Annotated in this window: 20 protein-coding genes; 11 read left to right on the top strand and 9 right to left on the bottom strand. The window is 68.4% G+C overall.

The window, feature by feature from the left end:
* Positions 1 to 73: 73 nt before the first annotated feature.
* Entirely contained in the window at positions 74 to 1,783 is a 1,710-nt protein-coding gene (locus ACSSVZ_RS10580) for a SulP family inorganic anion transporter (RefSeq protein WP_453969827.1), read from the top strand.
* A gap of 139 nt (positions 1,784 to 1,922) precedes the next feature.
* On the top strand, positions 1,923 to 2,834 hold the full coding sequence (locus ACSSVZ_RS10575; protein ID WP_453969825.1) for a lysozyme inhibitor LprI family protein: 912 nt from the start codon (positions 1,923 to 1,925) through the stop codon (positions 2,832 to 2,834).
* 36 nt (positions 2,835 to 2,870) lie between these two features.
* Here ACSSVZ_RS10575 and ACSSVZ_RS10570 read toward each other — a convergent pair whose 3' ends face one another.
* Positions 2,871 to 3,620, bottom strand: coding sequence for a DUF4336 domain-containing protein (locus ACSSVZ_RS10570; protein WP_453969823.1), 750 nt, complete (start codon positions 3,618 to 3,620; stop codon positions 2,871 to 2,873).
* A 137-nt stretch (positions 3,621 to 3,757) separates the two neighbouring features.
* Here ACSSVZ_RS10570 and ACSSVZ_RS10565 point away from each other — a divergent pair, with 137 nt between their 5' ends.
* On the top strand, positions 3,758 to 4,216 hold the full coding sequence (locus ACSSVZ_RS10565) for an acyl-CoA thioesterase (protein WP_453969821.1): 459 nt from the start codon (positions 3,758 to 3,760) through the stop codon (positions 4,214 to 4,216).
* 97 nt (positions 4,217 to 4,313) lie between these two features.
* Here the strand turns inward: ACSSVZ_RS10565 and ACSSVZ_RS10560 are convergent, their stop codons facing one another.
* Positions 4,314 to 4,841: a YHS domain-containing (seleno)protein gene (locus ACSSVZ_RS10560; RefSeq protein ID WP_453969819.1), complete on the bottom strand. Its 528-nt coding sequence runs from the start codon at positions 4,839 to 4,841 to the stop codon at positions 4,314 to 4,316.
* A 346-nt stretch (positions 4,842 to 5,187) separates the two neighbouring features.
* Between ACSSVZ_RS10560 and ACSSVZ_RS10555 the strand changes: the two genes are divergently transcribed.
* A complete protein-coding gene (locus ACSSVZ_RS10555) occupies positions 5,188 to 5,670 on the top strand; it encodes a tellurite resistance TerB family protein (RefSeq protein ID WP_453969817.1) in 483 nt (160 codons plus the stop codon).
* A gap of 81 nt (positions 5,671 to 5,751) precedes the next feature.
* A complete protein-coding gene (locus ACSSVZ_RS10550; RefSeq protein WP_453969815.1) occupies positions 5,752 to 6,513 on the top strand; it encodes a glutamine amidotransferase in 762 nt (253 codons plus the stop codon).
* A 22-nt stretch (positions 6,514 to 6,535) separates the two neighbouring features.
* Here the strand turns inward: ACSSVZ_RS10550 and ACSSVZ_RS10545 are convergent, their stop codons facing one another.
* Positions 6,536 to 8,296, bottom strand: a complete 1,761-nt coding sequence (locus ACSSVZ_RS10545) for a monovalent cation:proton antiporter-2 (CPA2) family protein (protein ID WP_453969812.1) — start codon at positions 8,294 to 8,296, stop codon at positions 6,536 to 6,538.
* 305 nt (positions 8,297 to 8,601) lie between these two features.
* Here ACSSVZ_RS10545 and ACSSVZ_RS10540 point away from each other — a divergent pair, with 305 nt between their 5' ends.
* Positions 8,602 to 10,062 (top strand): TrkH family potassium uptake protein, encoded by a 1,461-nt coding sequence (locus ACSSVZ_RS10540; RefSeq protein WP_453969810.1) that lies wholly within the window; start codon positions 8,602 to 8,604, stop codon positions 10,060 to 10,062.
* Positions 10,063 to 10,117: 55 nt separating this feature from the next.
* On the opposite strand, the gene ACSSVZ_RS10535 is transcribed toward ACSSVZ_RS10540, so the two are convergent.
* Positions 10,118 to 10,555 (bottom strand): baeRF12 domain-containing protein, encoded by a 438-nt coding sequence (locus ACSSVZ_RS10535; RefSeq protein WP_453969808.1) that lies wholly within the window; start codon positions 10,553 to 10,555, stop codon positions 10,118 to 10,120.
* A gap of 539 nt (positions 10,556 to 11,094) precedes the next feature.
* Here ACSSVZ_RS10535 and ACSSVZ_RS10530 point away from each other — a divergent pair.
* Positions 11,095 to 12,792, top strand: coding sequence for an ABC transporter permease (locus tag ACSSVZ_RS10530; protein ID WP_453969806.1), 1,698 nt, complete (start codon positions 11,095 to 11,097; stop codon positions 12,790 to 12,792).
* A gap of 248 nt (positions 12,793 to 13,040) precedes the next feature.
* The gene (locus ACSSVZ_RS10525; protein WP_453969805.1) at positions 13,041 to 13,727 is read left to right on the top strand and encodes a YoaK family protein; all 687 of its coding nucleotides are present in this window, start codon (positions 13,041 to 13,043) and stop codon (positions 13,725 to 13,727) included.
* Between the two features lie 10 nt (positions 13,728 to 13,737).
* Here the strand turns inward: ACSSVZ_RS10525 and ACSSVZ_RS10520 are convergent, their stop codons facing one another.
* Together ACSSVZ_RS10520 and ACSSVZ_RS10515 are read right to left on the bottom strand one after the other, a co-directional pair.
* Complete coding sequence (locus tag ACSSVZ_RS10520) at positions 13,738 to 14,769, bottom strand: extracellular solute-binding protein (RefSeq protein WP_453969803.1); 1,032 nt, start codon at positions 14,767 to 14,769, stop codon at positions 13,738 to 13,740.
* 264 nt (positions 14,770 to 15,033) lie between these two features.
* On the bottom strand, positions 15,034 to 15,318 hold the full coding sequence (locus ACSSVZ_RS10515) for a (2Fe-2S)-binding protein (protein WP_453969802.1): 285 nt from the start codon (positions 15,316 to 15,318) through the stop codon (positions 15,034 to 15,036).
* Positions 15,319 to 15,713: 395 nt separating this feature from the next.
* Here ACSSVZ_RS10515 and ACSSVZ_RS10510 point away from each other — a divergent pair, with 395 nt between their 5' ends.
* Positions 15,714 to 16,985 (top strand): hypothetical protein, encoded by a 1,272-nt coding sequence (locus tag ACSSVZ_RS10510; protein ID WP_453969800.1) that lies wholly within the window; start codon positions 15,714 to 15,716, stop codon positions 16,983 to 16,985.
* A 181-nt stretch (positions 16,986 to 17,166) separates the two neighbouring features.
* A complete protein-coding gene (gene katE / locus ACSSVZ_RS10505) occupies positions 17,167 to 19,290 on the top strand; it encodes a catalase (RefSeq protein WP_453969798.1) in 2,124 nt (707 codons plus the stop codon).
* Between the two features lie 98 nt (positions 19,291 to 19,388).
* On the opposite strand, the gene ACSSVZ_RS10500 is transcribed toward katE, so the two are convergent.
* Both ACSSVZ_RS10500 and ACSSVZ_RS10495 read right to left on the bottom strand, forming a co-directional pair.
* Entirely contained in the window at positions 19,389 to 20,102 is a 714-nt protein-coding gene (locus ACSSVZ_RS10500; protein ID WP_453969797.1) for a DUF4396 domain-containing protein, read from the bottom strand.
* 87 nt (positions 20,103 to 20,189) lie between these two features.
* Positions 20,190 to 20,786, bottom strand: coding sequence for a hypothetical protein (locus tag ACSSVZ_RS10495; RefSeq protein ID WP_453969795.1), 597 nt, complete (start codon positions 20,784 to 20,786; stop codon positions 20,190 to 20,192).
* A gap of 380 nt (positions 20,787 to 21,166) precedes the next feature.
* On the opposite strand from ACSSVZ_RS10495, the gene ACSSVZ_RS10490 reads away from it, so the two are divergent.
* Complete coding sequence (locus ACSSVZ_RS10490; protein WP_453969794.1) at positions 21,167 to 21,832, top strand: Crp/Fnr family transcriptional regulator; 666 nt, start codon at positions 21,167 to 21,169, stop codon at positions 21,830 to 21,832.
* A gap of 177 nt (positions 21,833 to 22,009) precedes the next feature.
* On the opposite strand, the gene ACSSVZ_RS10485 is transcribed toward ACSSVZ_RS10490, so the two are convergent.
* Entirely contained in the window at positions 22,010 to 22,861 is an 852-nt protein-coding gene (locus ACSSVZ_RS10485; RefSeq protein ID WP_453969792.1) for a PRC-barrel domain-containing protein, read from the bottom strand.
* Positions 22,862 to 22,885: the final 24 nt, after the last annotated feature.

The raw sequence follows: 22,885 nt of genomic DNA, 5'->3' as shown, positions 1-22,885 counted from the left end.
GGCCCGGCGCGCACCGCACGCATCCTCCGCGCGCCGCCGCTGCGGCGCCTCGAACCCGGGACTCCTCGGTTCCATGACCCAGCTGACGGCCCACTCCGACGCCCCGAGCTTTGCCGACCTGTTCACGCCCAAGCTGATCACCGTCCTGCGCGAGGGCTACGGCCTGGCGCAGCTCAGGGCGGATGCGGTGGCGGGGCTCACGGTGGCCATCGTCGCGCTGCCGCTGTCCATGGCGATCGCCATCGCCTCCGGCGCGTCGCCCGCCCAGGGCCTCTACACCGCGATCGTCGGCGGCTTCTTCGTGTCGCTGTTGGGCGGCAGCCGCTTCCAGATCGGCGGGCCGGCGGGCGCCTTCATCGTGCTGGTCGCGGCGACGGTGCAGGCGCACGGCATCGAGGGCCTGTTCCTGGCCACCATCCTGTCGGGCTTCATCCTCGCCGCCATCGGCCTGTTGCGGCTGGGCACCTACATCAAGTTCATTCCCTATCCGGTGACCGTCGGCTTCACCGCCGGCATCGCCATCATCATCTTCGCCAGCCAGCTCCGCGAGCTGTTCGGGCTGACGCTCGCCGGCGACGAGCCGGGTCCGCTCCTCGACAAGCTGCCCGTTCTGTGGGCGGCGGTGCCGACGGCCGACCCCGCGACCGTCGGGCTGGCGTTCGCCACCATCGCCATCATCGTCGGCCTGAAGCGCCTGCGCCCGCACTGGCCGGGACTGCTGATCGCGGTCGCCGCCGCGACGGTCGCCACCGCCGCGCTCGGCCTGCCGGTCGCCACCATCGGCTCCAAGTTCGGCGGCATCCCGGGCTACCTGCCGGCCCCGGCGCTGCCGGACATATCGATGGACAAGGTGCTCGCCGTGCTGCCGAGCGCGATTTCCTTCGCGCTGCTGGGCTCCATCGAATCGCTGCTGTCGGCGGTCGTCGCCGACGGCATGACCGGCCGCCGCCACCGCTCCAACTGCGAGCTGGTCGCCCAGGGCGTCGCCAACGTCGCCTCGGGCATCTTCGGCGGCATCTGCGTCACCGGCACCATCGCCCGCACCGCCACCAACGTGCGCTCCGGCGCCCACGGCCCGGTCGCCGGCATCCTGCACTCGGCGTTTCTTCTCCTGTTCATCCTGGTGGCGGCGCCGGTGGCGAGCTTCATCCCGCTGGCGAGCCTCGCCGGCGTGCTCGCCGTGGTCGCCTGGAACATGATCGAGAAGCACGCCTTCGCCACGCTGCTGCGCACGTCGCGCGGCGACGCGGTGGTGCTGCTCGCCACCTTCCTGCTGACCATCTTCCGCGACCTGACCGAGGGCATCGTGGTAGGCTTCGCCATCGGCTCGGTGCTGTTCATCCACCGCATGTCGAAAACCACGGCCATCGAGACCGAACGGCCACTGGTGGCCGAGGATCGCGCCGACGACGCCAACGGCGACCGCCGCCCCTACGACGACAACGGCGGCGACCGGGACGTCATGGTCTACCGGATCTCCGGCGCCTTCTTCTTCGGCGCCGCCGCATCCATCGGCTCGGTGCTCGACCGGATCGCCGACACCCACCGCGCGCTGATCATCGACTTCCACGCCGTGCCGTTCCTGGATTCCACCGCCGCCAACACCATCGGCGGCATGGTCGCCAAGGCGCAGCGGCGCGGCGTGACCGTCGTGCTGACCGGCACGACCCACGAGGAGCGGCACGTGCTGTTCGCCCACGGCGTCAAGCCGCCGCTCGTCTCCTACGAGAAGTCGGTGGCCGAGGCGCGCGCCAAGGCGCATGCCCTGCTGGCCGCCGAGTAGGGCGCAAGTCGGACCCGACGGCGGGACCGCCCGACCGACAGCACCGGACCTGCACCGCAATGCACCATCCGGGGGGCGTCGGGCACCACCGATCGGCGCAGGATGGGCGGTGATCCGCCGTCCAGCCCGAGAGTGCCCGATGCCCATTCTCCACATCGTTCCGCTTCCCGTGCCCACGCGACTGGCTGCGCTGCGCGCGCTGGCTGCCGTTGCCGGCTGCCTGTTCGCCTCGGCCGCCTGCGCCCAGTGGGAGATCGAGGACGACCTGACCGCCTGCGAAAACGATCCCCGCTACCGGGTCGGAGGCGCGGCGATCGGCGAATGTCTCGACGAGACGCGCAAATCCGTCGACCGGGAGATCGCCGCCTTCGCCGCGCGCGAGGCCAGGCGCTTCTGCGCGGCCGAGGACGCGGAAGCCGTGCGCGGCGCGCAGCGGGACTGGCTCGCCTACCGGCAGGCCCACTGCGCCGTCGTCGCCCGTTCTCCCGGCAACACCGTCTCCTATGTCAGCGGCACCGTCTGCAACCTGCTGCTGGCGCGCCAGCGGCTCGATGGTCTCCGGCTCATGGAGGCCTATGCCCGGCCGCTCTGCCAGTCCTTCCGCCTCGTCGACAGCGCCAGCCGCAAGGGGGAACAGACCGGCGCGGCCGTGGAGATCCCGCGGAGCGGCCTGGAATGGCTGATCGACGGCGGCATGGGCGAGGAGACGCTGGTCGTCCGCGAGACCGAAGGCCGGCGGCGCGTCCTCTCCGAGACGGACCTGTCCGGCTGCTTCTTCTGCTCTGGGCCCGAGGACAATTGCGACGCCGACGGTGTCTACGTGATGGCCGATCCCGAGATACCCACCCGCCCGCGGCTCTTCGCGGTCTGCCATTCCGGCGCCCACTCCCAGAGCCTGCGGCTCATCGATCCCGTCGCCTTCGGATCGGACGTCGCCTTCGCCGCGGTGGGCGCCTACTTTCTCGAATGGTCGGTCGTGGACGGCCAGCTGCGCGTCTTCCTCGACGGCGAGACGACGCCGTCGCACGTCTATCCGCCGGAGCCGAACTGAGGATGCGGTGAGAAGGGCACGCGCCGCGTACCCGCACTATCCCTGGGCGCCGGTCCAGGCGAGCGCCCGCGCGAGCGCCGCGCCGGCATCCTCGGTGTAGCAGCGGCCGTGGGCGAGGATCACCCGCTCCGGCCGCCAGCCGATCATGGTCTCGGCCGCCGCGCGGACCTCCGTCTTGCGGGCCAGGAAGGTCAGGCGCAGGTCGCGCGGGGTGCTGCCGTCCGGATCGAGCACCCCGCCCAGCCCCATGACGGTCTCCGACAGGAGGCCGTGCACGTGATCGGCCTCGAAGTTCTCGATCAGGTCGGTGAGGATCAGCGTGCGGCTTTGGCGGTGGAAGAAGTCGGCCTCGGTCATGAAGCTGCCGGAAACGAGCACCTGGTCGATCTCGCCCGCCCAGCCCGCGTCCGGGGCCGGCTGCAGCTCGGCATCGACGCGGAAGCCGCCCTCCCGCGCCTTGTCCGCGACCTTCGGGGCGGCATGGGTCGCCGCGTCGGGGAACGCGGCCTGCCATGCGCCCAGGTGGACCCAGTGCAGCCGGTTGGGCGCCACCAGGAAGGCGACCGTCCCGAGGTCGTCGACCGCGGCACGCAGGTCATCGGTGAGCTCGGTCGGCGAGTGCACCCACAGCCGGCCGCCGGCGAGCCGGACGATGGTCATCCGGGTGGAAAACGGCAGCGACGTCGGGCCGTAGCGCCTGCGCACGACCGGACCGTCGACGATCCAGATGTCGTCTCCGAACGGCTTCGGCACATTGAGCGGCGGATAGGGATCGACCCGGAACACGGGCGCCTCCATCGGTTGCGGCGGTCGCCTCCCGGCTTCGGACCCACGGAGGGACGGGCTGGACGCCCGGCCGGGGGATCGGCGACAGTGCCTGACCCGCCACCTAATGCCGCCATCCGCCCGGAGACAAGCCGCCGATGCCAGCCGACGACGCTTCGCCGCAGACGCGGTCCGAACCGGGCCACCGCGACGCCTACCGGGCGTTCCGCACCATCCAGACGCGCTGGATGGACAACGACATCTACGGCCACATGAACAACGTCGTGCACTACTCGCTGTTCGACACGGCGGTGAACGGCTGGCTGGTCGAGGCCGGCGTTCTCGACCTGAAGGCGGGCGCGCAGGTCGGCCTCGTGGTGGAGACGGGCTGCCGCTATTTCGCGGAGATGGCGTTCCCCGACGTGGTCAGCGCCGGGCTGCGGGTGGCTCGGATGGGCAGCTCGTCGGTGCGCTACGAGGTGGGTCTCTTCCGCAACGACGCCGTCCAGGCGGCCGCCGAAGGCTTCTTCGTCCACGTCTATGTCGACCGCGCGACGCGCCGCCCCGCGCCGCTTTCACCGGCGCTGCGCGAGGCGCTGTCGGCGCTCGCCGCCTGATGCGTCGCCACGACGGCGCGACCGGCTCACCGCCCGGAAACGCGACGAACCAGAGACCTGGCCCCGTTTCGTGACCGCGGGGAAGGCGGAACGGGCCTCAGCCGCCCACCGGCGCCGCCTTGGTGTCGAGCTTCGGTACCGCCTTGTCGGATGCCGCCTCGGCCTCGATGCCGCTCCAATTCTTCTGGGCGGTCGCGATGTTGCCGGGAATGTCCTCCTCCCAGAACGTCACCACGTTCGGCGTGATGTTGAGATAGAGCCGGCCGTCGACGATCCGCCAGAGGTTCGGATTGCCCGGCACCTTGCCGCCCTTGGCGACGCCGTAGGCGCAATGGCCGTCATAGGCGGGGGCATACTTTTCGGGATTGGCGAGGAAGGCATCGCGGTTCGCCGCGCTGGCGAACGCGAAGGTGGCGCCGTTGTAGGAGGCGGTGATGTCCTTCCGTCCGGGCACCGCGGCCGGCTGCGGCGTGCCCGGCGGGACCTGGGGCAGGTCGAAATAGGCGACGACGTCATAGCCCGACGCGGCGAACCCGGTCGTGTCGACATACTGCTCGCCCGCCAGCGCCGCGCTCGAGAGCCCGATCGCCACAAGCGGTCCGAGTATCACGTGTCCGATGCGCATGGTGTCCCCCTGCAGACCCTGCCGGGCGCGGCGGTGCGCCTGCCGCCCGATCCGGCGATGCCGCAATCCTGCCGCGCGCCGCGGCCGCCGTGAAATGACGATCTCTCAAGAGACCGTGTGGGGTCCGCGACGCATCGGTGATTGGCCCTGCTGCGGGCGCCTGCGCGGCGGCCCCCGGCTTGCGGCAAGCGCCGAACGACGATAACTCCAGACGGAACCGGATCGATTTTTCGGGGATCGAACGGCTTGCCGTTCGCGTTCCCCTCCCGCTGGCGCAATTCTTGCGCTGTCTCGGGGTGGCGTGGCCACCTCTTGGCGAGCGCGCCGATACGCAAGGACGGACCTCATGCTCAAAGCCATCCGCGAGTGGCTGCAGTTCGAAGACACGACCGATAGCGACCGGGTTTTCGGTCCCGACGACCATCGGATCGCGGTGGCCGCGCTGCTCGCCCACCTGGTGGCGATCGACGGCGAGATCACCGCCGACGAGCGGCGCGTGTTGCGCGAAGTTCTGGCCGAGCATTATGATTTGACGGCGGAGGACACCGAAGCCTTGGTCAAGCTGGCCAAGGAGCGCGACGAGGAGGCGGTGGATCTCTACGGCTTCACCTCCGTGCTGAAGCGCGTCCTCGACGAAGACGGCCGCAAGCAGGTCGTCGAGATGATGTGGGAAATGGGATTTGCCGACGGCCGGATCTCCGAGTTCGAGGACAACACGGTCTGGCGCGTGGCCGAGCTGCTCGGCGTCTCGTCCCGCGAGCGGATCGAGATCAAGAAGCGTGTCGAGGGACGCCGCGAACCGGGGAGCGACGACGGAGCTGCGTCCTGACGGGCGCACGTCGCCGTCCAGCCTCGGCCGCGCACCGGCCCCACGCCTCGGACCCTCGGTTTTCTGGAGATCGATGAGCCGATGACCATACCGTTGCCGAGACTGGCCGAGCCGGCCGGCAAGATCCTGATCGTGCTGCATCAGGCGCAATCGACGCCCGGGCGGGTCGGGCAGATGCTGTGCCAGCGCGGCTACCGGCTCGACATGCGCCGGCCGGCGCTCGGCGAGCGGCTTCCCGAAACGCTGGCCGACCATGCCGGCTGCGTCATCTTCGGCGGGCCGATGAGCTCCAACGACACCGATGCCTTCGTGAAGCAGGAGATCGACTTCATCGACGTGGTCCTGCGCGAATCGGTGCCGTTCCTCGGCATCTGCCTCGGCGCCCAGATGCTCTGTCGCGCCATCGGCGGCCAGGTGGGCTTTCACCAGGATAGCCTCGTCGAGATCGGCTACTACGACCTCAACCCAACCCCCGCCGGCGAGGTCATGATGGAGTGGCCGCGCAAGGTCTATCAGTGGCACCGCGAAGGGATGACCGTCCCCGGTTCCGGCGCCACGCTGCTGGCGACCGGCGAGCATTTCGAACACCAGGCCTTCCGGGTCGGCGACAACGCCTACGGCATCCAGTTCCACCCGGAGCTGACGCTTGCGATGATGCACCGCTGGACCACCCGGGCGTCGGCCCGCATGCAGCTGCCGGGGGCCCGCCAGCGGCGCGACCATTTCGCCGGCCGGCCCGTCTTCGATCCGGCCGTCAGGACCTGGCTCTCGAGCTTTCTCGACCAGTGGCTCGCGGAGGAGCGGGCTCCCATGCCGCAAGCCGTCTCGGCTGCCTCCGGCTGATCGGGCCCACCGGCCGGCGGCCTCAATTGCCCGGACGCGACCGTCGATAGTCCTCCAGCGCGGCGCGTTCCTGGTCGCGCAGCTCGCCGATCAGCGCCCGCGCCGCATCCGGCGGCAGGCCGAGGCCGCGCAGCATCACCTCGCCCAGCTGCAGGGACGCCTCCACCGTCTCCGGAATCACCTCGTCGGCCCCCAGCGCGAACAGCCGTTCGGCGTGGGCGCGGTCGCGGGCGCGCGCGATGATCGTCACCTTGTGGCCGTCGCGGCGGACCGCCCGCACGATGTTCTCCGCCGCCACCGGATCGTCCATCGTCACGATGACCGCCGACGCCGTCTCGATGCCGGCGCGCTTGAGGACGTCGACCCGGCTGGTGTCGCCGAAATAGACCGGCACGCCGGCCCGCCGGAGCGAGGCGACCGACGGGCCGTTCACGTCGAGGGCGATGTAGGCCGCCTTCTGATGATCGAGGATTTCGCCCAGAAGCCGTCCGACGCGGCCGAACCCGGCGATGATCACGTGGTCGGCGACGTCCGGCCGGGTGTCGAGGCGGCCGACGTGCGCCTTGAGGTCGCGCGCCTCGAGGCGCTTGCCGAGGGCTTCGGCGAACGGCACCAGCACCGGGGTGATCGCCATGGTGGCGCCGGCGACCACGACCAGCAGCGCCGAGATGTCGCCCGGGATCACGCCGAGCGCCGTTGCCGCCCCCAGGCCGACGAGCGCGAACTCGCCGACCTGCCCCAGCAGCAGGCCGGTCTCCACCGCGATCGCCGCCGGCTGGCGGACCGCCAGCGCGATGCCCATCACGAGGACCGCCTTGAGGACGAACACGCCGACGATCAGCGCCGCGATGAGCAGCGGCTGGCCGGCGACGAAGGCCGGGTCGATCGACATGCCGACCGAGACGAAGAACAGGCCGAGGAACAGCCCCTTGAAGGGCTCGATGTCCGCCTCGATCTGGTGGCGGAACTCGGTGTCGGAGAAGACGAGGCCGGCCAGGAACGCGCCGAGCGCCATCGACAGGCCGGCGAACGAGGTGGCCGCCGCCGTGCCGAGAATGATCAGCAGCGCGGCCGCGGTGAACACCTCGCGGTTGCGGCGCGCGCCCACGAAGCGGAGGAACGGCCGCACCACGATCCGGCCGGCGACCAGGATGACGCCGATGGCGACGGCAGCCTCGACGAGGGCGAGCAACAGATCGCCGACGAGGCCGTCCGCGTCGCCGTTTCCGAAGGCGCCGATCACGAACAGGATCGGCACGACGGCGAGATCCTGGAACAGCAGCACCGAAAACGCCGCCCGGCCGGGCGGCGAGGCGAGGCGGCGGCGCTCCACCAGGAGCTCGGTGACGATCGCCGTGGACGACAGCGCGAGGCAGCACCCGACGACGATCGCCGCGGGTCCATCGAGACCGAGTTGGCGCCCGATCGCCCAGATCACCGCCCCGGTGACGATCACCTGCAGCGCGCCGAACCCGAAGACCATGCGCCGCATCGCCCACAGCCGCTGCAGCGACAGCTCCAGCCCGATCATGAACAGCAGGAACACCACGCCGAGTTCGGCCAGATGCGACACCCCGTCGACGTCGGGGATGGTGGCGAACCCGAGCCAGGGCCAGTCGCCGGCGAACCGGGCGATGCCGTAGGGACCGATCAGGATGCCGGCGATGAGGAAGCCGAGGATCGGGCTCACCCTGAGCCGCTGGAACAGCGGAACCACGACGCCGGCCGTCACCAGGAATATGACGACCTCCCGCAGGAACGGGATCTCGCTGCCGTGCTCCATTCGTCCTTCGCCTCCGCCAGTCGCGTCGTCCGCGCGTCGGGTCAGTAGCGATCGCCGTAGCAATCGCCGCGCCAGCGTCGCCCCGACGCGGACGATGAATCGCATACGTTCGCGACGAAGGCGTATCCCAACAGGGCTGCTCCGCACAGGCGGTTGTCGGGCTGCCGCCGATCCGCTAATGCTGGCGCCAACGCATGCCGCACTGCCGCAGATGTCGGCGCGGTGGCATCCGCCGGCCGGCAGCGGCCACTTACCGCCCGTGTCGGACCGGATGTCCGAGGTTGCAAGGTGACGGCCGAGGGCCGATGCAGGCGCTCCAGTACTTTCGTCCCAGCCTTTATATCGCGAGCTTCTTCGCCCTTCACGTCGCCGTTGCGATGCTGATTCCGGCGTTCGTCGACATCGCGGACGGCAACAAGGACTGGGTGGTGTTCATGGGGTCGAGCATCGGCGTGTTCGCCGTCTCGCTCCTCGGCATCGTCGCGATGCGGCAGCCCCTGCCCAAGTTCTCGCCGCGCTTCGGCTTCCTGCTGACGACCCTCCTGTGGCTGGTCACCGCCGTGGTCGGCGCCATTCCATTCTGGCTTTCGCCCTACGGCATCTCGCCGGCGGAAGGCTTCTTCGAATCCATGTCGGGTCTGACCACCACCGGCTCGACCATTCTGACCGGCCTCGACAACCTGCCCCGGGGAATCCTCATCTGGCGGTCGATGCTGCAATGGCTCGGCGGCATCGGCATCGTGGCGATCGGGCTGTTCCTGTTTCCGTTCCTCAGAATCGGCGGCATGCAGTTCTTCCGCACCGAATCCTCGGACCGCTCGGAAAAGGCGGTGCCGCGCATGGTCAACCTGACGGCTGCGCTGATGGCGTTCTACGCGGTCCTGACCGCCGCCTGCGCGCTGGTCTACGCAGCGCTCGGGATGGACCTCTTCGACGCGATCAACCACGCGATGACCACCGTCTCGACGGGCGGATTTTCGACCCACGACGCCTCGTTCGGCTACTTCGGCGACAACCTCGGCCTGATCTGGGCGGCGGTTCTCTTCATGCTCGCCGGCGCCCTGCCGTTCGTTCTCTACGTGGAGTTCGTGCTGCGCGGGCGGCTGTCGCTGTTTCGCGACGTGCAGGTTCGCGTCTACGTCATCGCGATCGCCATCGTCTCGGCGCTGCTCGCCATCTGGGTGTACCTGAACTCCAACCTCGACTTCTTCCAGTCGCTGTCGCGATCGGCCTTCAACGTCGTCTCGATCGTCACCACGACCGGCTTCGCCTCGGAGGACTACAGCCTCTGGGGCACCTTCGCCGTCGGCCTGTTCTTTCTGCTCACCTTCATCGGCGGCTGCTCCGGATCGACCTCGGGCGGCATCAAGATCTACCGCCTGGTCATCATCTGGCTGGCGTTCAGGCGCGCGCTCGCCCGGCTGGTCTATCCGAACGCGGTCATCCCGCTGCGCTACGGCGAGCGCCACATCGACCAGGACGTGTTTGAGTCCGTCGTGACGTTTCTGGTGGCATTCTTCGGGATCTACGGGGTGATGACGCTCGTCCTGTGCGGCCTCGGGGTCGACTTCCTGACCGCCCTCACCGGCGTCGTCACCGCCATGTCGAACGTCGGGCCGGGCCTCGGCAACGTCATCGGCCCGGCCGGCAACTTCCGGCCTCTGGGCGAGGCGGAAACGTGGATCCTCGCCTTCATGATGCTCATCGGCCGACTGGAGATCATGACGGCGATCGTCCTGCTGTCGCCGGCGTTCTGGCGGGACTGACCCAGCCAGCCCCGCCCGGGCCGCGCCGTCCGGCATCGGCCCGTTGCCCTTCGCCTCAGCTGGCGTGGACGATCTTCTCGATCTCGGAGACGGGGTGGTGGGTGAGGTCCTTGGCCAGTTCGCCGATCACGCAGGCGCCGACTTCCTTGTGCAGGGCCTCCCGCATCTCGCCAAGGACCTTCGGGGCGGCGACCAGGATCAGCTTGGTGTGCGGCCGCTTCTGGACGAGCTTGTACAGCCGCTCCGCCAGATGGTGGGCAAAGCGCTCCTTCTCCAGTTCGTGCCAGTCCGTATCGGCGACCGCGCTGCGGCCGGGACCGGCGTCGTTGAACCGGCCCGGCTTGTCGGTTCCCTGTTCCCGGGTCGGAGGATTGTCGATTTCCTCCTGATCGAAGACCTTCAGGTCGATCAGCCCGTCATCTCCCGCGTTGCGCAGGAAAAGCGCGCGCGAACCATCCGCCACCACGATGTTCGTGTCGTGCGGGACCTTCATGGGAAACTCTCCTTGGTTCATCGCCGCCCGGTCTCTTGGGGCAGGGCGGCCGATCCAGTTCACGTGATGCGCGACCGAGACCGGCGCAAGAGGGGCCGGTCCCGCGGCCCGGGCCCGGCTCGTCGGCGATGGCGCGAGCGCCCGCTCCGATGCCCGATCGATTGACGGCAGCCTCCCGGCGGAGGCCGGTGTTCGGACGGGCCGTCCCTGCGCCGTTGCATAAGCGTGCTCGGTCGGCGGAACGCGTCTCGCGTCAAAGCGGCCGCTCCGCAGCGGAATACTTTCGAATTATTCCAGTAAAAGACTGGGTTCATTTGTCTTTTCTTGCCGCCACCGCCTCGCTATGAAGCGCACTGCGTCTCTGCCATGGCCGTCGGCGACCCTGCGGACGGCTGGGGCCCGCACGCTCGACCGGCTGTCGGTCGGCGGGGCGCATCTTTGCTGCGGCATGCTCCTGTGCCGGACCGTTCCACGTGGCCGGGCCCTGCCTTCCAGATCAGCATGGTTGGCCTGAAACCGCGGGGACGCGGGGATACAAGATGACGGAACTCGCCCACACCGACGCCGCCGCCATCGCCTGGCCGCGGGAGGTCTCCGCCCCGCGCCGGCGGTTCGGATGGCTCGCCTGGCTGGCGCTGGCGGTGTCGGTGGTGCTTCTGTCGCCGCTGGTGGCCGTGGTGGCGGCGGCATTCGGGACGGACAAGGGCACGTGGGCGCATCTCGGCTCGACGGTGCTGCCCACCTACATCGAGAACACCATCCTCCTGGTGATCGCCGTCACGGCCGGCGTGTTCGTGACCGGCACGGGGACGGCATGGCTCGTCACCATGTGCCGGTTCCCGGGCAAGCGCCTTCTCGAGTGGGCACTGATCCTGCCGTTCGCGGCACCGGCCTATGTCATCGCCTACGCCTACACCGACTTCCTGCAGCACCCGGGGCCGGTGCAGACGTGGCTGCGGGCCGTCACCGGCTGGGGGCCGCGCGACTACTGGTTTCCGGAGATCCGCTCGCTGGAAGGCGCCGCGCTGATGTTCACGCTGGTGCTTTACCCCTATGTCTACCTGCTCGCCCGCGCGGCGTTCCTGCAGCAGTCGGCCTGCACGCTCGAGGTCGCCCGGACCCTCGGCGGGGGTCCGTGGACAGCCTTCGTCAAGGTCGCCCTGCCGATGGCCCGCCCGGCGATCGCGGTCGGCGTGTCGCTGGCGCTGATGGAAACGCTCGCCGACTTCGGCACCGTCGCCCATTTCGGCGTCCAGACCTTCACCACCGGCATCTACCGGGCCTGGTTCTCGCTCGGCGACCGGGTGGCGGCGGCGCAGCTCGCCCTGAACCTCGTCGGCGTCGTCTTCCTGCTGCTGCTGGCCGAGCGCCTGCAGCGCGGCCGGCGGGGGTTCGATTCCGGCCGCCGCTTCGACACCCTGCCGGAATATCGCCTCACGGGGGCCCGCGCCTGGCTTGCCACCACCGCCTGCACCCTGCCGATCGTGCTGGGCTTCCTGCTGCCGATGGTCATTCTCGGCCGGCTGACCTACCTGAATGCCCACGCGCTGTTCGGCGAGCGCTATGTGCGCCTGATCCTGAATTCGTTCACCCTGGCCGGCTGCGGGGCGCTGGCGACCGTCTTCATCGGGCTGATCCTCGCCTACGCCGCGCGCAGCCGCCCGGGAATGCTCACCACCTTCGCCAACCGGCTGGTATCCCTCGGCTACGCCATGCCGGGCTCCATCATCGCGGTCGGGCTGCTGATCCCGCTCACGACGTTCGACAACGCGCTCGACGCGTGGACGCGCGCGACGTTCGGCATCTCCACCGGGCTGATCCTGACGGGCACGATCGCGGCGCTGGTGTTCGCCTACATGGCGCGCTTCATGGCGGTGGCGCTGAACACGCTGGAGGCCAGCCTCGGCAAGATCACGCCGTCGATCGACGAGGCCGCCCGCACGCTGGGCGCCGGGCCGGGCCGTCTCCTGGTCCGGATCCACCTGCCTTTGATTTCCGGCGGACTGCTGACGGCGGCGCTGATCGTGTTCGTCGACATCATGAAGGAACTGCCCGCCACCCTGATCATGCGGCCGTTCAACTTCGACACGCTGGCGATCCAGGCCTACCGGCTCGCCTCCGACGAGCGGCTCGCCGAGGCCTCCACCCCGTCGCTGGTGATCATGGCGGTCGGCCTCGTCCCGGTGATCCTGCTGTCCCGCCAGATCACCAAAGCGCGGCCGGGGGCGCATCGCTGAGGCATCGGCGCCGAAAACGGCGCCGGTTTTCGGGGATCCATCCGATGCTTGGACAAGCCGCGCACGCGCTGTTCCGATGCCACCGGCAACGGCGCCCGAAAAGCGCAGAAGCGCGCACCCGAACGCACGCATAGCGCAGGGGACCGCGCGCACGCGATGCCGACAGTGCGCACCGGCTTCCGGCGGGCGTTCCGCGCTGTAGTATGCGGGTCGATCGTCGAGACGGCCACACGGGGAACCCTGCCAGGATGGACAGTACCGGACCTTCCGAGGGGTCCGCCGTTGCGCGGCAACTGGGGCAGGCGCTGCTTCTCGTCGCGCTCGCGGGCTTCGTCGACGCCATCGGCTATCTGGCGCTCAGCGGCCTCTTCGTCTCGTTCATGAGCGGCAACAGCACCCAGTTCGCGGCGTCGCTGGCGAGCGGCGATACGGCCGCGGCGGTCAGCGCCGCCCTGCTGATCGTGCTCTTCCTCGCCGGGGTGGCGAGCGGAGCCCTGCTCGTGGAAATCGGGCCGCGCTTCGCGAGCGCCGGCATTCTGGCCGGAGAATCGGTGCTGATCTGTGCCGTGGTGGTCACCGCCCGGGACGGCGTCACGGTCGTGCACCTGCTGCCGCTGGCCTTCGCGATGGGCGCCCAGAACAACCTCAGGCAGGCCGTGGCCGGCACGACGCTCGGCAGCACCTTCGTCACCGGCGCGCTGGTCTCGACCGGGCAGGGCCTCGCCCGGCATCTCGCCGGAAAGGCCGGGGCGGCCGCGTGGTCGCCCCACCTCGCGTCGTGGACGGCGCTCGTGGTGGGCGCCGTGCTTGGCGGCCTGGGCTTTCTGAAGGCCGGGCTGAGCCTGTCCCTCGTCGGGCCCGCGGTCGTCGCCGCCCTTCTGGCCGTCCTGCATCTCCGGCAGGCGCTGCGCCGGCCGGAGATGCGGGAGACCTGAGGCGAAGGTCCTACTTGTAGCCGACGCGGTCGTAGATCTCCTGGGCTTCCGCCTGGTTCTCGCCGAGCTTCGACAGGTTCATGGTGTCTTCCTTGAACGTGCCGAGATCGGCGACCGGACCGGCCTCCTCCACGTCGTCGACGACGGGGAACTCGAAGTTGCCGGCGGCGAAGTATTCCTGCGCTTCCGGGGTCGCCAGGTAGTCCAGGAACTTCAGCGCGTTCTCCGGATTGGGCGCGTTCACCGCCATGCCGGCGCCGGAAATGTTCACATGGGTGCCGGTGGTCTCCTGGTTCGGGAAGACCCAGGCGATCTTGTCGGTCTCGCCGGTCAGGCCGGGCACGTTGCCCGCCACGCCGCGCACGAAATAATAGTGGTTGGCGAGCACGATCTGGCACTCGCCGGAGACGATCGCCGTCAGCTGGTCGGTGTCGCCGCCCTGGGGATCACGGGCGCGGTTGTCCCACACGCCCTGCGCCCACTTCTGGGCCTCTTCGGCGCCCTCGTTCTCGATGATCGAGGCGAGCAGCGACAGCATGTAGACGTTCGAGCTCGAGCGCGTGCAGATCATGCCCTTGTACTTGGGATCCGCGAGCTCCTCGTAGGTCTGCGGCGGCTCGGTCACCCCCTCCTTGTCGTAGAAGATGATCCGGGCGCGCTTGGAATAGCCCGCCCACAGCCCGTCCGGATGGCGGAAGTGGTCGGGGATGCGGGAGACGATGTACTCGGAATCCGTCGGCTGCAGCAGGCCGGCCTCCTCGGCGCGCCACAAGCGGCCGGCGTCGGTGGCGATGAACACGTCGGCCGGGCTGTTGCGGCCCTCGCTGGTCATGCGCTCGATCAGGACGTCCGCATTGTCCTCGATCCGGTTGACCTGAATGCCGGTCGCTTTTTCAAACCCCGCATAGAGCTGCTCGTCGTTGTCGTAGTGGCGCGACGAGTAGATGTTGACGACGCCGTCGGCAAAAGCCGGGGTAGCGGCGCCAAGCGCGATTGCAAGAAAGGCGGCGGCAGCTCGGCTGTGCCGGTATGGCAGGGACATCGTCAGCTCCGTCTTCGAGAATTGATTGAAGGGATTAGAACCGGATCCGCGCCAGACGCGCATCCGCCCGTCTTCCTCGAAGACATCCCCTCGGGTGTCAAGCACACTGCGGGAGACTTTATTTGGAATAATTAAAGTAACTTCGTGTAAGCCGCTCTCGCAAAACGCAACTTCCACTATAAAATGGAATGACTCAAGCGATCACCAGTGCTTGAACGGCGCAATACTCGGAAAGGACGGGATGCGCGGTGGCCGGAGCGGCCGTCAGGCGGCGACGACGTCGGACTCGCTGTCCCGCTCGGAAGCCGCATGGTCGCAGGACCAGCACTTGGAGCCCGGGCACTTGCAGCACTGTCCGTCGCCGGCCGTGTCGTAGCGCTTCGCATGCTCGGTCGCGTGGGAGAGGCACGTGCCGCACTTCGGGCGCGTGCCCAGGGCCCGGTAGAGCTCGCCCACGGTGATCGGCCCGTAAGGGCGCACCTTGCGGACGAGAAGCACCGCTTCCCGGATGTCGTCGTGCGACAGAGCATTGCAAGAGCAAACGATCATGGACGCCTCGGAGACCTCGGCGGGACGGCAGCAACCGACCCGCTCAACCCGGCGGACAAGGAACACGGTCGGCAAGCGTTGCGTCAAGAAAAAAACTTCAGACTGGATTTAGAACAACTCGAACTACGCAAAGCCAGCCGTCGACGACTTAAATTATACTGATTCCAAAGAAGCTGCTCATATACGCGCCGGCCCGCGCGTCACACCGCTGCATACCCGCGCACGCCCTCGAGATAGGGCCGGCGGCCCGGTTCGCAAGTTCGGGGCAGAATCCGGCGCCCCGCAGAAAGATGCCGTGGCCATCCACGCTGTCACCTTGATTCTTCGCAAGACCCGGTAGCAGGATCGGTCAGCGGCCAGATAGGGTCGGCCAGGGCTGAAGGACGGGGTCGACGATGGACGCATGGCGACTGGAAGCACCGAGCCGTCCGCACCGCGCGATTCTTTTCGCGGCCGTCGGCCTGCTCTCCCTGCTGATGACCGTCCTCGGCATCGGACGCGGCCACGCCCAGTCGACGCCGTCGCCAACGCTCACCGACCGCGAAAACCTCGTGCTGTCCAGAGACAACGGCGACATGCAGTTCCTGGCGGGGCGGACGGTCACCATCACCGCGCAGGTCGCCGACGACGTGTTCGCCGCCGCCCGCGACATCGTGTTCCAGGAGGCCGCCGTCGGAACCGCGATCGTCGCCGGCGCCACCATCACGCTGAACGGCGGCTCGACCGCGGATCTGATCGGCGTCGCCGAGAGCCTCGTCATCGGCGGCCGCGTCGACGACGACGTGATGGCGGTGGCGCGGCGGGTCGCGATCACCCCCGATGGCGTCGTTGCCGACGATGCGCGCCTGGCCGCCGAAACGATCTCGGTCAGCGGCCGGATCGGCGGCACCCTGCGCGCCGCCGCGCGCACCATCACCATCGACGGCACCATCGACGGCAAGGTCGATGTCCTGGCCGAGACGGTGATCATCGGCCCCAACGCGCGCATCGGCGGCGATCTCGTCTACCGAAGCCGACACGAACCGCAGATCGCCGAAGGCGCCGCCATCGGCGGCGAGGTGCGCCGCCTCGAGCTCCATCTGCCCAACCTGCGGCGCATCGTCTTCGCCCTCATCGGCATCGGCATTTTCCTGGCCCTCTCCTGGCTGACGGCGGTGATCGTGCTTCTGCTCGGGGTTCAGATCGCCTTTTCGGCCTTCGGAACCGCGGCCGCGACACGCGTCGTCCTGCGCCCGCTTCCGCATTTCGCGCGCGGTCTCGGGCTTCTCGTCGTGGCGATCGCGCTTGCGGCCGTGTCGACCGTCTCCGTCGTCGGGCTGCCGATCGGCCTGGCGGTCCTGACCGCACTGGCGCTCGGCAACCTGTTTGCGCTGGCGGCAGGCTCCCTTGCGGTGGGGCTGATCGTCCGGCGGCTGATGCGGTCGGGCGATCCGGGCGGCGCCAGCCAGATCGGCTGGCTGATCGCCGGTCTGTTCGTGCTGATCGCCGCCGCGCTGATCCCGTACGTGGGCGGGCTCGCGGTGGCCCTCGTCCTGGTCACCGGCTTCGGCGCCGTCATTTCCGAGCTCTGGCAGCGCCTGCGGTGGGAACGCATCGGGACCGGCCCCTCCATCGGACGGGCGCCCTCGACCGATCGCGCCGACACCGCCCCGGACGGCCTCCCCTGAATGGCCTGAGGCCAACCGCTGCGCGGCGACCATCGCGCCGCGCCGTTCCTCTTCCGAAACACCTGCACGAACGTCGCCTGGAACATTCGACCGGAGGCTTTGTTTGGAATTGTGCGAAGCGGGCCGCGCGCCCGCGCGCCCATTCGCCATTTCCAGCTTCCGATTCACACGCGAGGGTTCCATGGCCGAGAAACGCAAGAGCGAGCGGACATCCGCGACGCTCTCCGACGAGAAGGTCCTCTTCGGCACCGGCGGCGAAACCCATCAGGTCGCCTCCGGCGACGTGCCGCCGCTGACCACCCAGCAGGGCGCTCCGGTCTCCGACGACCAGAACTCCCTGAAAGCCGGTCCGCGCGGACCGACGCTGATGGAAGACCAGCACTTCCGCGAAAAGATCTTCCACTTCGACCACGAACGCATCCCCGAGCGCGTCGTCCATGCGCGCGGCTTCGGCGCCCACGGCTTCTTCGAGACCTACGAGTCGCTGTCTGACATCACCAGCGCCGACCTCTTCCAGCGCGCCGGCGAGAAGACGGAGGCGTTCGTCCGCTTCTCCACGGTGGCCGGCAACAAGGGCTCGGCCGACCTCGCCCGCGACGTGCGCGGCTTCGCCGTCAAGCTCTACACGAAGGAGGGAAACTGGGACATCGTCGGCAACAACATCCCGGTCTTCTTCATCCAGGACGCGATCAAGTTTCCCGACCTGATCCACGCCGCCAAGCAGGAGCCCGACCGCGGCTTTCCGCAGGCGCAGACGGCGCACGACAATTTCTGGGACTTCATGTCGCTGATGCCGGAAGCGATGAACATGGTCATGTGGATCATGTCGGACCGGACGATCCCGCGCTCCTTCCGCTTCATGGAGGGCTTCGGCGTCCACACCTTCCGGATGATCAACGCACAGGGCAAGTCGACCTTCGTCAAGTTCCACTGGAAGCCGAAGCAGGGGCTCCAGTCGGTGGTCTGGAACGAAGCGCTGAAGCTCAACGGCGCCGATCCCGATTTCCACCGGCGCGACCTCTGGGATGCGATCCAGATGGGCGACTATCCCGAGTGGGAGCTCGGCCTGCAGCTCTTCGATGAGGAGTTCGCCGAGAGCTTCGACTTCGACGTGCTCGACGCGACCAAGATCATCCCGGAAGAGCTGGTGCCGATCCGCATCGTCGGGCGGCTGGTGCTCGACCGCTGCGTCGACAACTTCTTCGCCGAGACCGAGCAGGTCGCCTTCCACACGGCGAACATCGTCCCCGGCATCGACCACACCAACGACCCGCTGCTGCAGGGCCGCAATTTCTCCTATCTCGATACCCAGCTGAAGCGCCTCGGCGGCCCGAACTTCACCCACCTTCCGGTGAATGCGCCGCGCTGTCCGTTCCACCACTTCCAGCAGGACGGCCACATGGCCTTCACCAACCCGACGGGTCGGGCGAACTACGAGCCCAACTCCTGGGGTCCGGAGATCGGCGGCCCGCGCGAGACCGAGAAGGGTTTCCGCTCCTACCCCGAGGCGATCGACGCCGAAAAGGGCCGGGTCCGCTCCGAGCGCTTCGCCGACCACTACAGCCAGGCGCGGCAGTTCTACATCTCCCAGACGGAGATCGAGCAGACCCACATCGCCGCCGCACTCACCTTCGAGCTGTCGAAGGTCGAAACCCCGGCGATCCGCGCCCGTGTCGTGTCGCATCTCCTCAACATCGACGAGGAGCTCGCCCAGAAGGTGGCCAAGGGTCTCCGCCTGAAGCAGATGCCGAAGCCGGCCGACGCGGCCAAACCGACGAAGATGGATCTCAAGGCTTCGCCGAAGCTGTCGATCATCCTCAACGGACCGGAGAGCTTCAAGGGCCGCAAGGTCGGCTGCCTGGTCACCGACGGCACCGACATCGCCCTGGTGAAGGCCCTAAAGACGGCGCTGGAGAAGGAAGGCGCGCTGATCGAATTCGTCGCCCCCATGGTCGGCGGCGTCGAGGCGAGCGACGGCACGTGGATCGAGGCGAAGCAGAAGATCAACGGCGGCCCGTCGGTGCTCTACGACGCGGTGGCGATCCTGCCGGGCCCGGACGGGGCGGCAACGCTCGCCAACGAATCCACCGCCAAGGACTTCGTCAACGATGCCTTCGCCCACGCCAAGTTCGTCGCCTATTCCGAGCCGGCGATGACGCTGTTCGAGAAGGCCGGCGTCGCCGCCGACATGGACGGCGGCTTCGTGGAGCTCAAGGCCGACAAGGATGCCCAGGCGTTCGTGACGGCCTGCCGCAAGCTGCGGTTCTGGGAGCGCGAGCCGAAGGTCCATGCCGCCTGGGCGTGAGGCGCGCGCCCTCGGCAGTCCCCGCTCGGATCGAAAACGATCCGAGCGGGACACTCGGGCCCGGCCGCTTCCCGGCGGCCGGGCCTTTTCGTGGACGCCTACATCGCTTCCTTGATGCCGACGCGGATCAGCCACCAGTTGATGGGGTAGGCGGTGATGAAGCCGCAGATCATGGCGATCTGCATCATGAACCAGAAGGACACCGTCGTTGCCTCGAGCTTGACGCCCAGCAGCGCCCCGAACAGCCAGAAGTGGGCCACCGCCATGAAGCCGTACATGCCGATCTGCCAGAACGTCAGCGACAGCACGTCGGCCTTCGCCGCCTCCCAGAACCCCTCCCAGACCCCGAGCCCGCGCATCGGCGCGATGGCGTAGAACTGGAAGGCGATGCCGAACGCCAGCGCGAAGATGTAGTCGACGATCCAGACCGCGAAGATCTTCTCGCCGAACAGCGAGTGCCAGCCGAACCACACCGCGATCACGGGGACGGCCACGACCAGCCATTCAGCCGCGATGTCGCCCAGCGTGCAGCCCGCACCGCAGTGGGACGTGCCCTTGGCCACGGAGACGGCGAACGACGATCCGCCGTGGTCCTCATCGCCGCCGTGGACATCCTCTGCGGCATTGCGGCCCACCTCGAAGTAGGCCCACAGCACGAGGACGCTGCCCGACAGGGCAACGAGCGGCCACACCAGGTTCATGATCCACATCGGCTGCGGATGCCGGACCTCGTCGACGGCGATGACGGCAGCGCAGGCGGCCCCCGCCGCGAGCGAGATGACCGAAAGCCAGTGGAGCCAGAGCGGGATCATGGCGTGCTCCTTCGTGTCGGACGACGGGATGACCCGGCCGCCGGACGCGGCGGGGTCTCGCGAGGCCGCGCGGACGGGACGGCACGGTCAGTGGCGCAGGTCCGTGCGGACGAGAGCGGCGAGCAGCCGCGGCAGATCCTTTTGCGGAACCAGCTTGGCGACCGCCTCCTTCGAGCTGGCGAGCCCGAGCTTCTTTGCGCTGTCGACGGACTTCTGGTCGACGAACGGATAGAGTTCCGGCCAGGCGGCCTGCACCTCCCGGCAGAAGATGTCGGCGCCCACGTCGCCGATGCCCTTGAAGTCCTTCAACAGGTCGCGCATCCGCTTCGGGTCCTCCCCGGCCTGCTTGCGCAGCCTGCGGAGATCCCCGCCGTAAGCGTCGAGGAGCTTCTCGGACACCTCGGCGAGCCGCCTCGAGGTGCTCTCGTCGTAGCGCGCGTAGCCGGCCTCGTTCAGCACCTTGGTGCGCTGTTCCCAGGTGGCGGCGGCCATCTTCTCCGGCGTCCGCCATCCCGCCCGGGCCAGTTCCTTGGCCGCGTTCATGGCCAGATCCGCCGAGATCCGCGTGCTGAGCAGCAGCGACGCGCACAGCCAGCGGAACAACGGCGAGGGGGTATTCTTCGCAAGGTCGATCCCGAGTTCTCCGGCATAGGTCGAGCCGGCGTCGCGAAGGAGATCCTTCACGGTTGGCGCTTCCGCTTTCCTTGAAGCCATCGGGCAGCCTCTGTTCGGTGTGTGCGCCTCCCACCCGAAGGCCGAACAGCCTGGGGCTGAAAATGTTTCCTCGGAGCGGCAAGGCTAAGAGGTACATACCGGCCGGCGCCATCCGCGATCGGCGGCAACGCCCTCCCGGTTACTTCGACTTTCCCGCACCGATCGTGTCGAACGATTCACTCAGCAGCTCTTGCTGCACAATTGCCCCATTCTTCGAAAGTCGTTCATGAGAAATCCGCATTCTCACCACGAAGCCGACACGCGGGAACCCGGGATCCACGCCGGTTGTTGTATTGGGCAAGACAGGAGAGCTTCGAAAGAGGGGCGGTGATCTTTCACCGAAACGAAAAATGGACATCTGCAACCACGCCAAGGAACTGCACGGCCCGCCCAGGGTCCAGAATCCGGGCATCGAGCGCGTGGCGCTTGCCGGCGTCACGCTGTTTCGCGAGGGCGCCGCAGCCGTCGGTCTCTTCCGTCTCCGCGAGGGCTGGGCCTTTCGCTACAAGATGCTCGCCGACGGACGCCGGCAGATCCTCAATTTTCTCCTGCCCGGCGACGTGATCGGGTTGCAGGCCTCGGTGGGCCCCCGGATCGAGCACGGCGTGGAGACGCTGACCCGTGTGCGGCTGTCGCGGTGCACGCTCGACAGGTTGAACGAGGCGGACGGCGATGCCGCCAGCTGCCGTGCGCTTGCCGCTCTCGCCCGGCACGCCGCTGCCCAGGAGCAGATCCTGGACGACCAGCTTCTGACCGTGGGCCGGCGCACCGCGCTTGAGCGGACGGCCTATCTGATCTGGTCGCTGGCCCGGCGCGTCAACGCGTGCGGGGCGGGTCTGGCCGGAACGATGGAGTTTCCGCTGACCCAACAGCATCTCGCCGACTGCCTGGGCCTGTCGCTGGTGCACACCAACAAGACCCTCCGGCGGCTCATCCGCACCGACTGCATCGCGCTGAAAGGGCGGCGGCTGGCGGTCAAGGACGAGCGCATGCTGGCGGAGATCGCCAGCGTGTGAGCCCGGCCGGCGGCTCCGCCACCAGCCGCGATCGCTGGAGCCCTTTCCGGTCAGGTGGACTCACCTGACCGATAAGAAATCGCTCCAGACTCAATACCTTGAGCAGGGGCACGACGAACAACGCCCGCCGGCTTCAGCCGACGGGCGTTGTGTTTTCCTGCGGTCGAACGTTACCGGTTACCCGGCGTCGGACCGGTTCTCGTCCCCGAAGGACGCGAAGTAGTCGTCATTCTGGGCGCGCCACTGATCGTCCTCGGTCCACTCGAAGTTGCCGCGCTCGAAGCGGGGCGCCTCCTCCAGGTCCGCTTCCGTCAGCGGAAGGTAGTAGACGTCGTCGTTCTGCGACACGCGCAGCATCTTGAACGGCACGGCCGAGGCTTCTTCGCCGAGACCGAGGAACCCGCCGTAGGTCACCACCGCGTAGGTCGGCTGCCCGTCGCTGGCGAGCACCACGTCGTCGATCTCGCCGATCGACTCGTCGTCGGTGCCGCGAACGTCGGAGCCCAGAATGTTTTCCGCCCGCAGCTGGCCCTGCATGCCCGTCACCTTCTGGGCTCGCTCGTACGTGGGCTGACCGCGCATGGCCTGGCCGCTCTGCTGCTGGCCCTGCGCACGCTGGGCCTGGCTGGTCTGCTGCTGGGTCCCGGCCTGATTGGCGGCCTGCTGCTGGTTGCCGCTCGCGGCCTGGCCGGATCCGCTGCGCTGCATCGCCTGGTCATTGCGCTGCGGATTTTGGGTGATCTCGTGGATCGCGTCCGCCAGGCTCTGACACGCCTCGGTCTGGCCGTAGGCGGCGAGCGTCTGGGCCGCGTCGCGCAGCGAGCGCAGATCCCGCATGACCTCGCCCCTGTACTGCGCGCGCATGTCGGGGTTCGACGCCATCTGCTGTTCAATCTGCTGATTGATGACCTGGCACTGGTTGCCGGCCGCCGCGCGGTTCTGCTGATTGGTGTCGGTCTGGGCCTGGGCCGGGACGGCGAGGCCGGCGAGCAGCGCGCCGACGGCGACGGAGGTCGTCATTCGCAACATGGCTGTCTCCTTCCTTGCGTATCT

Source organism: Amorphus sp. MBR-141, assembly GCF_053628695.1.
The sequence above is the reverse complement of the archived record's forward strand: the minus strand, read 5'-3'. Positions and strand labels throughout refer to the sequence as shown.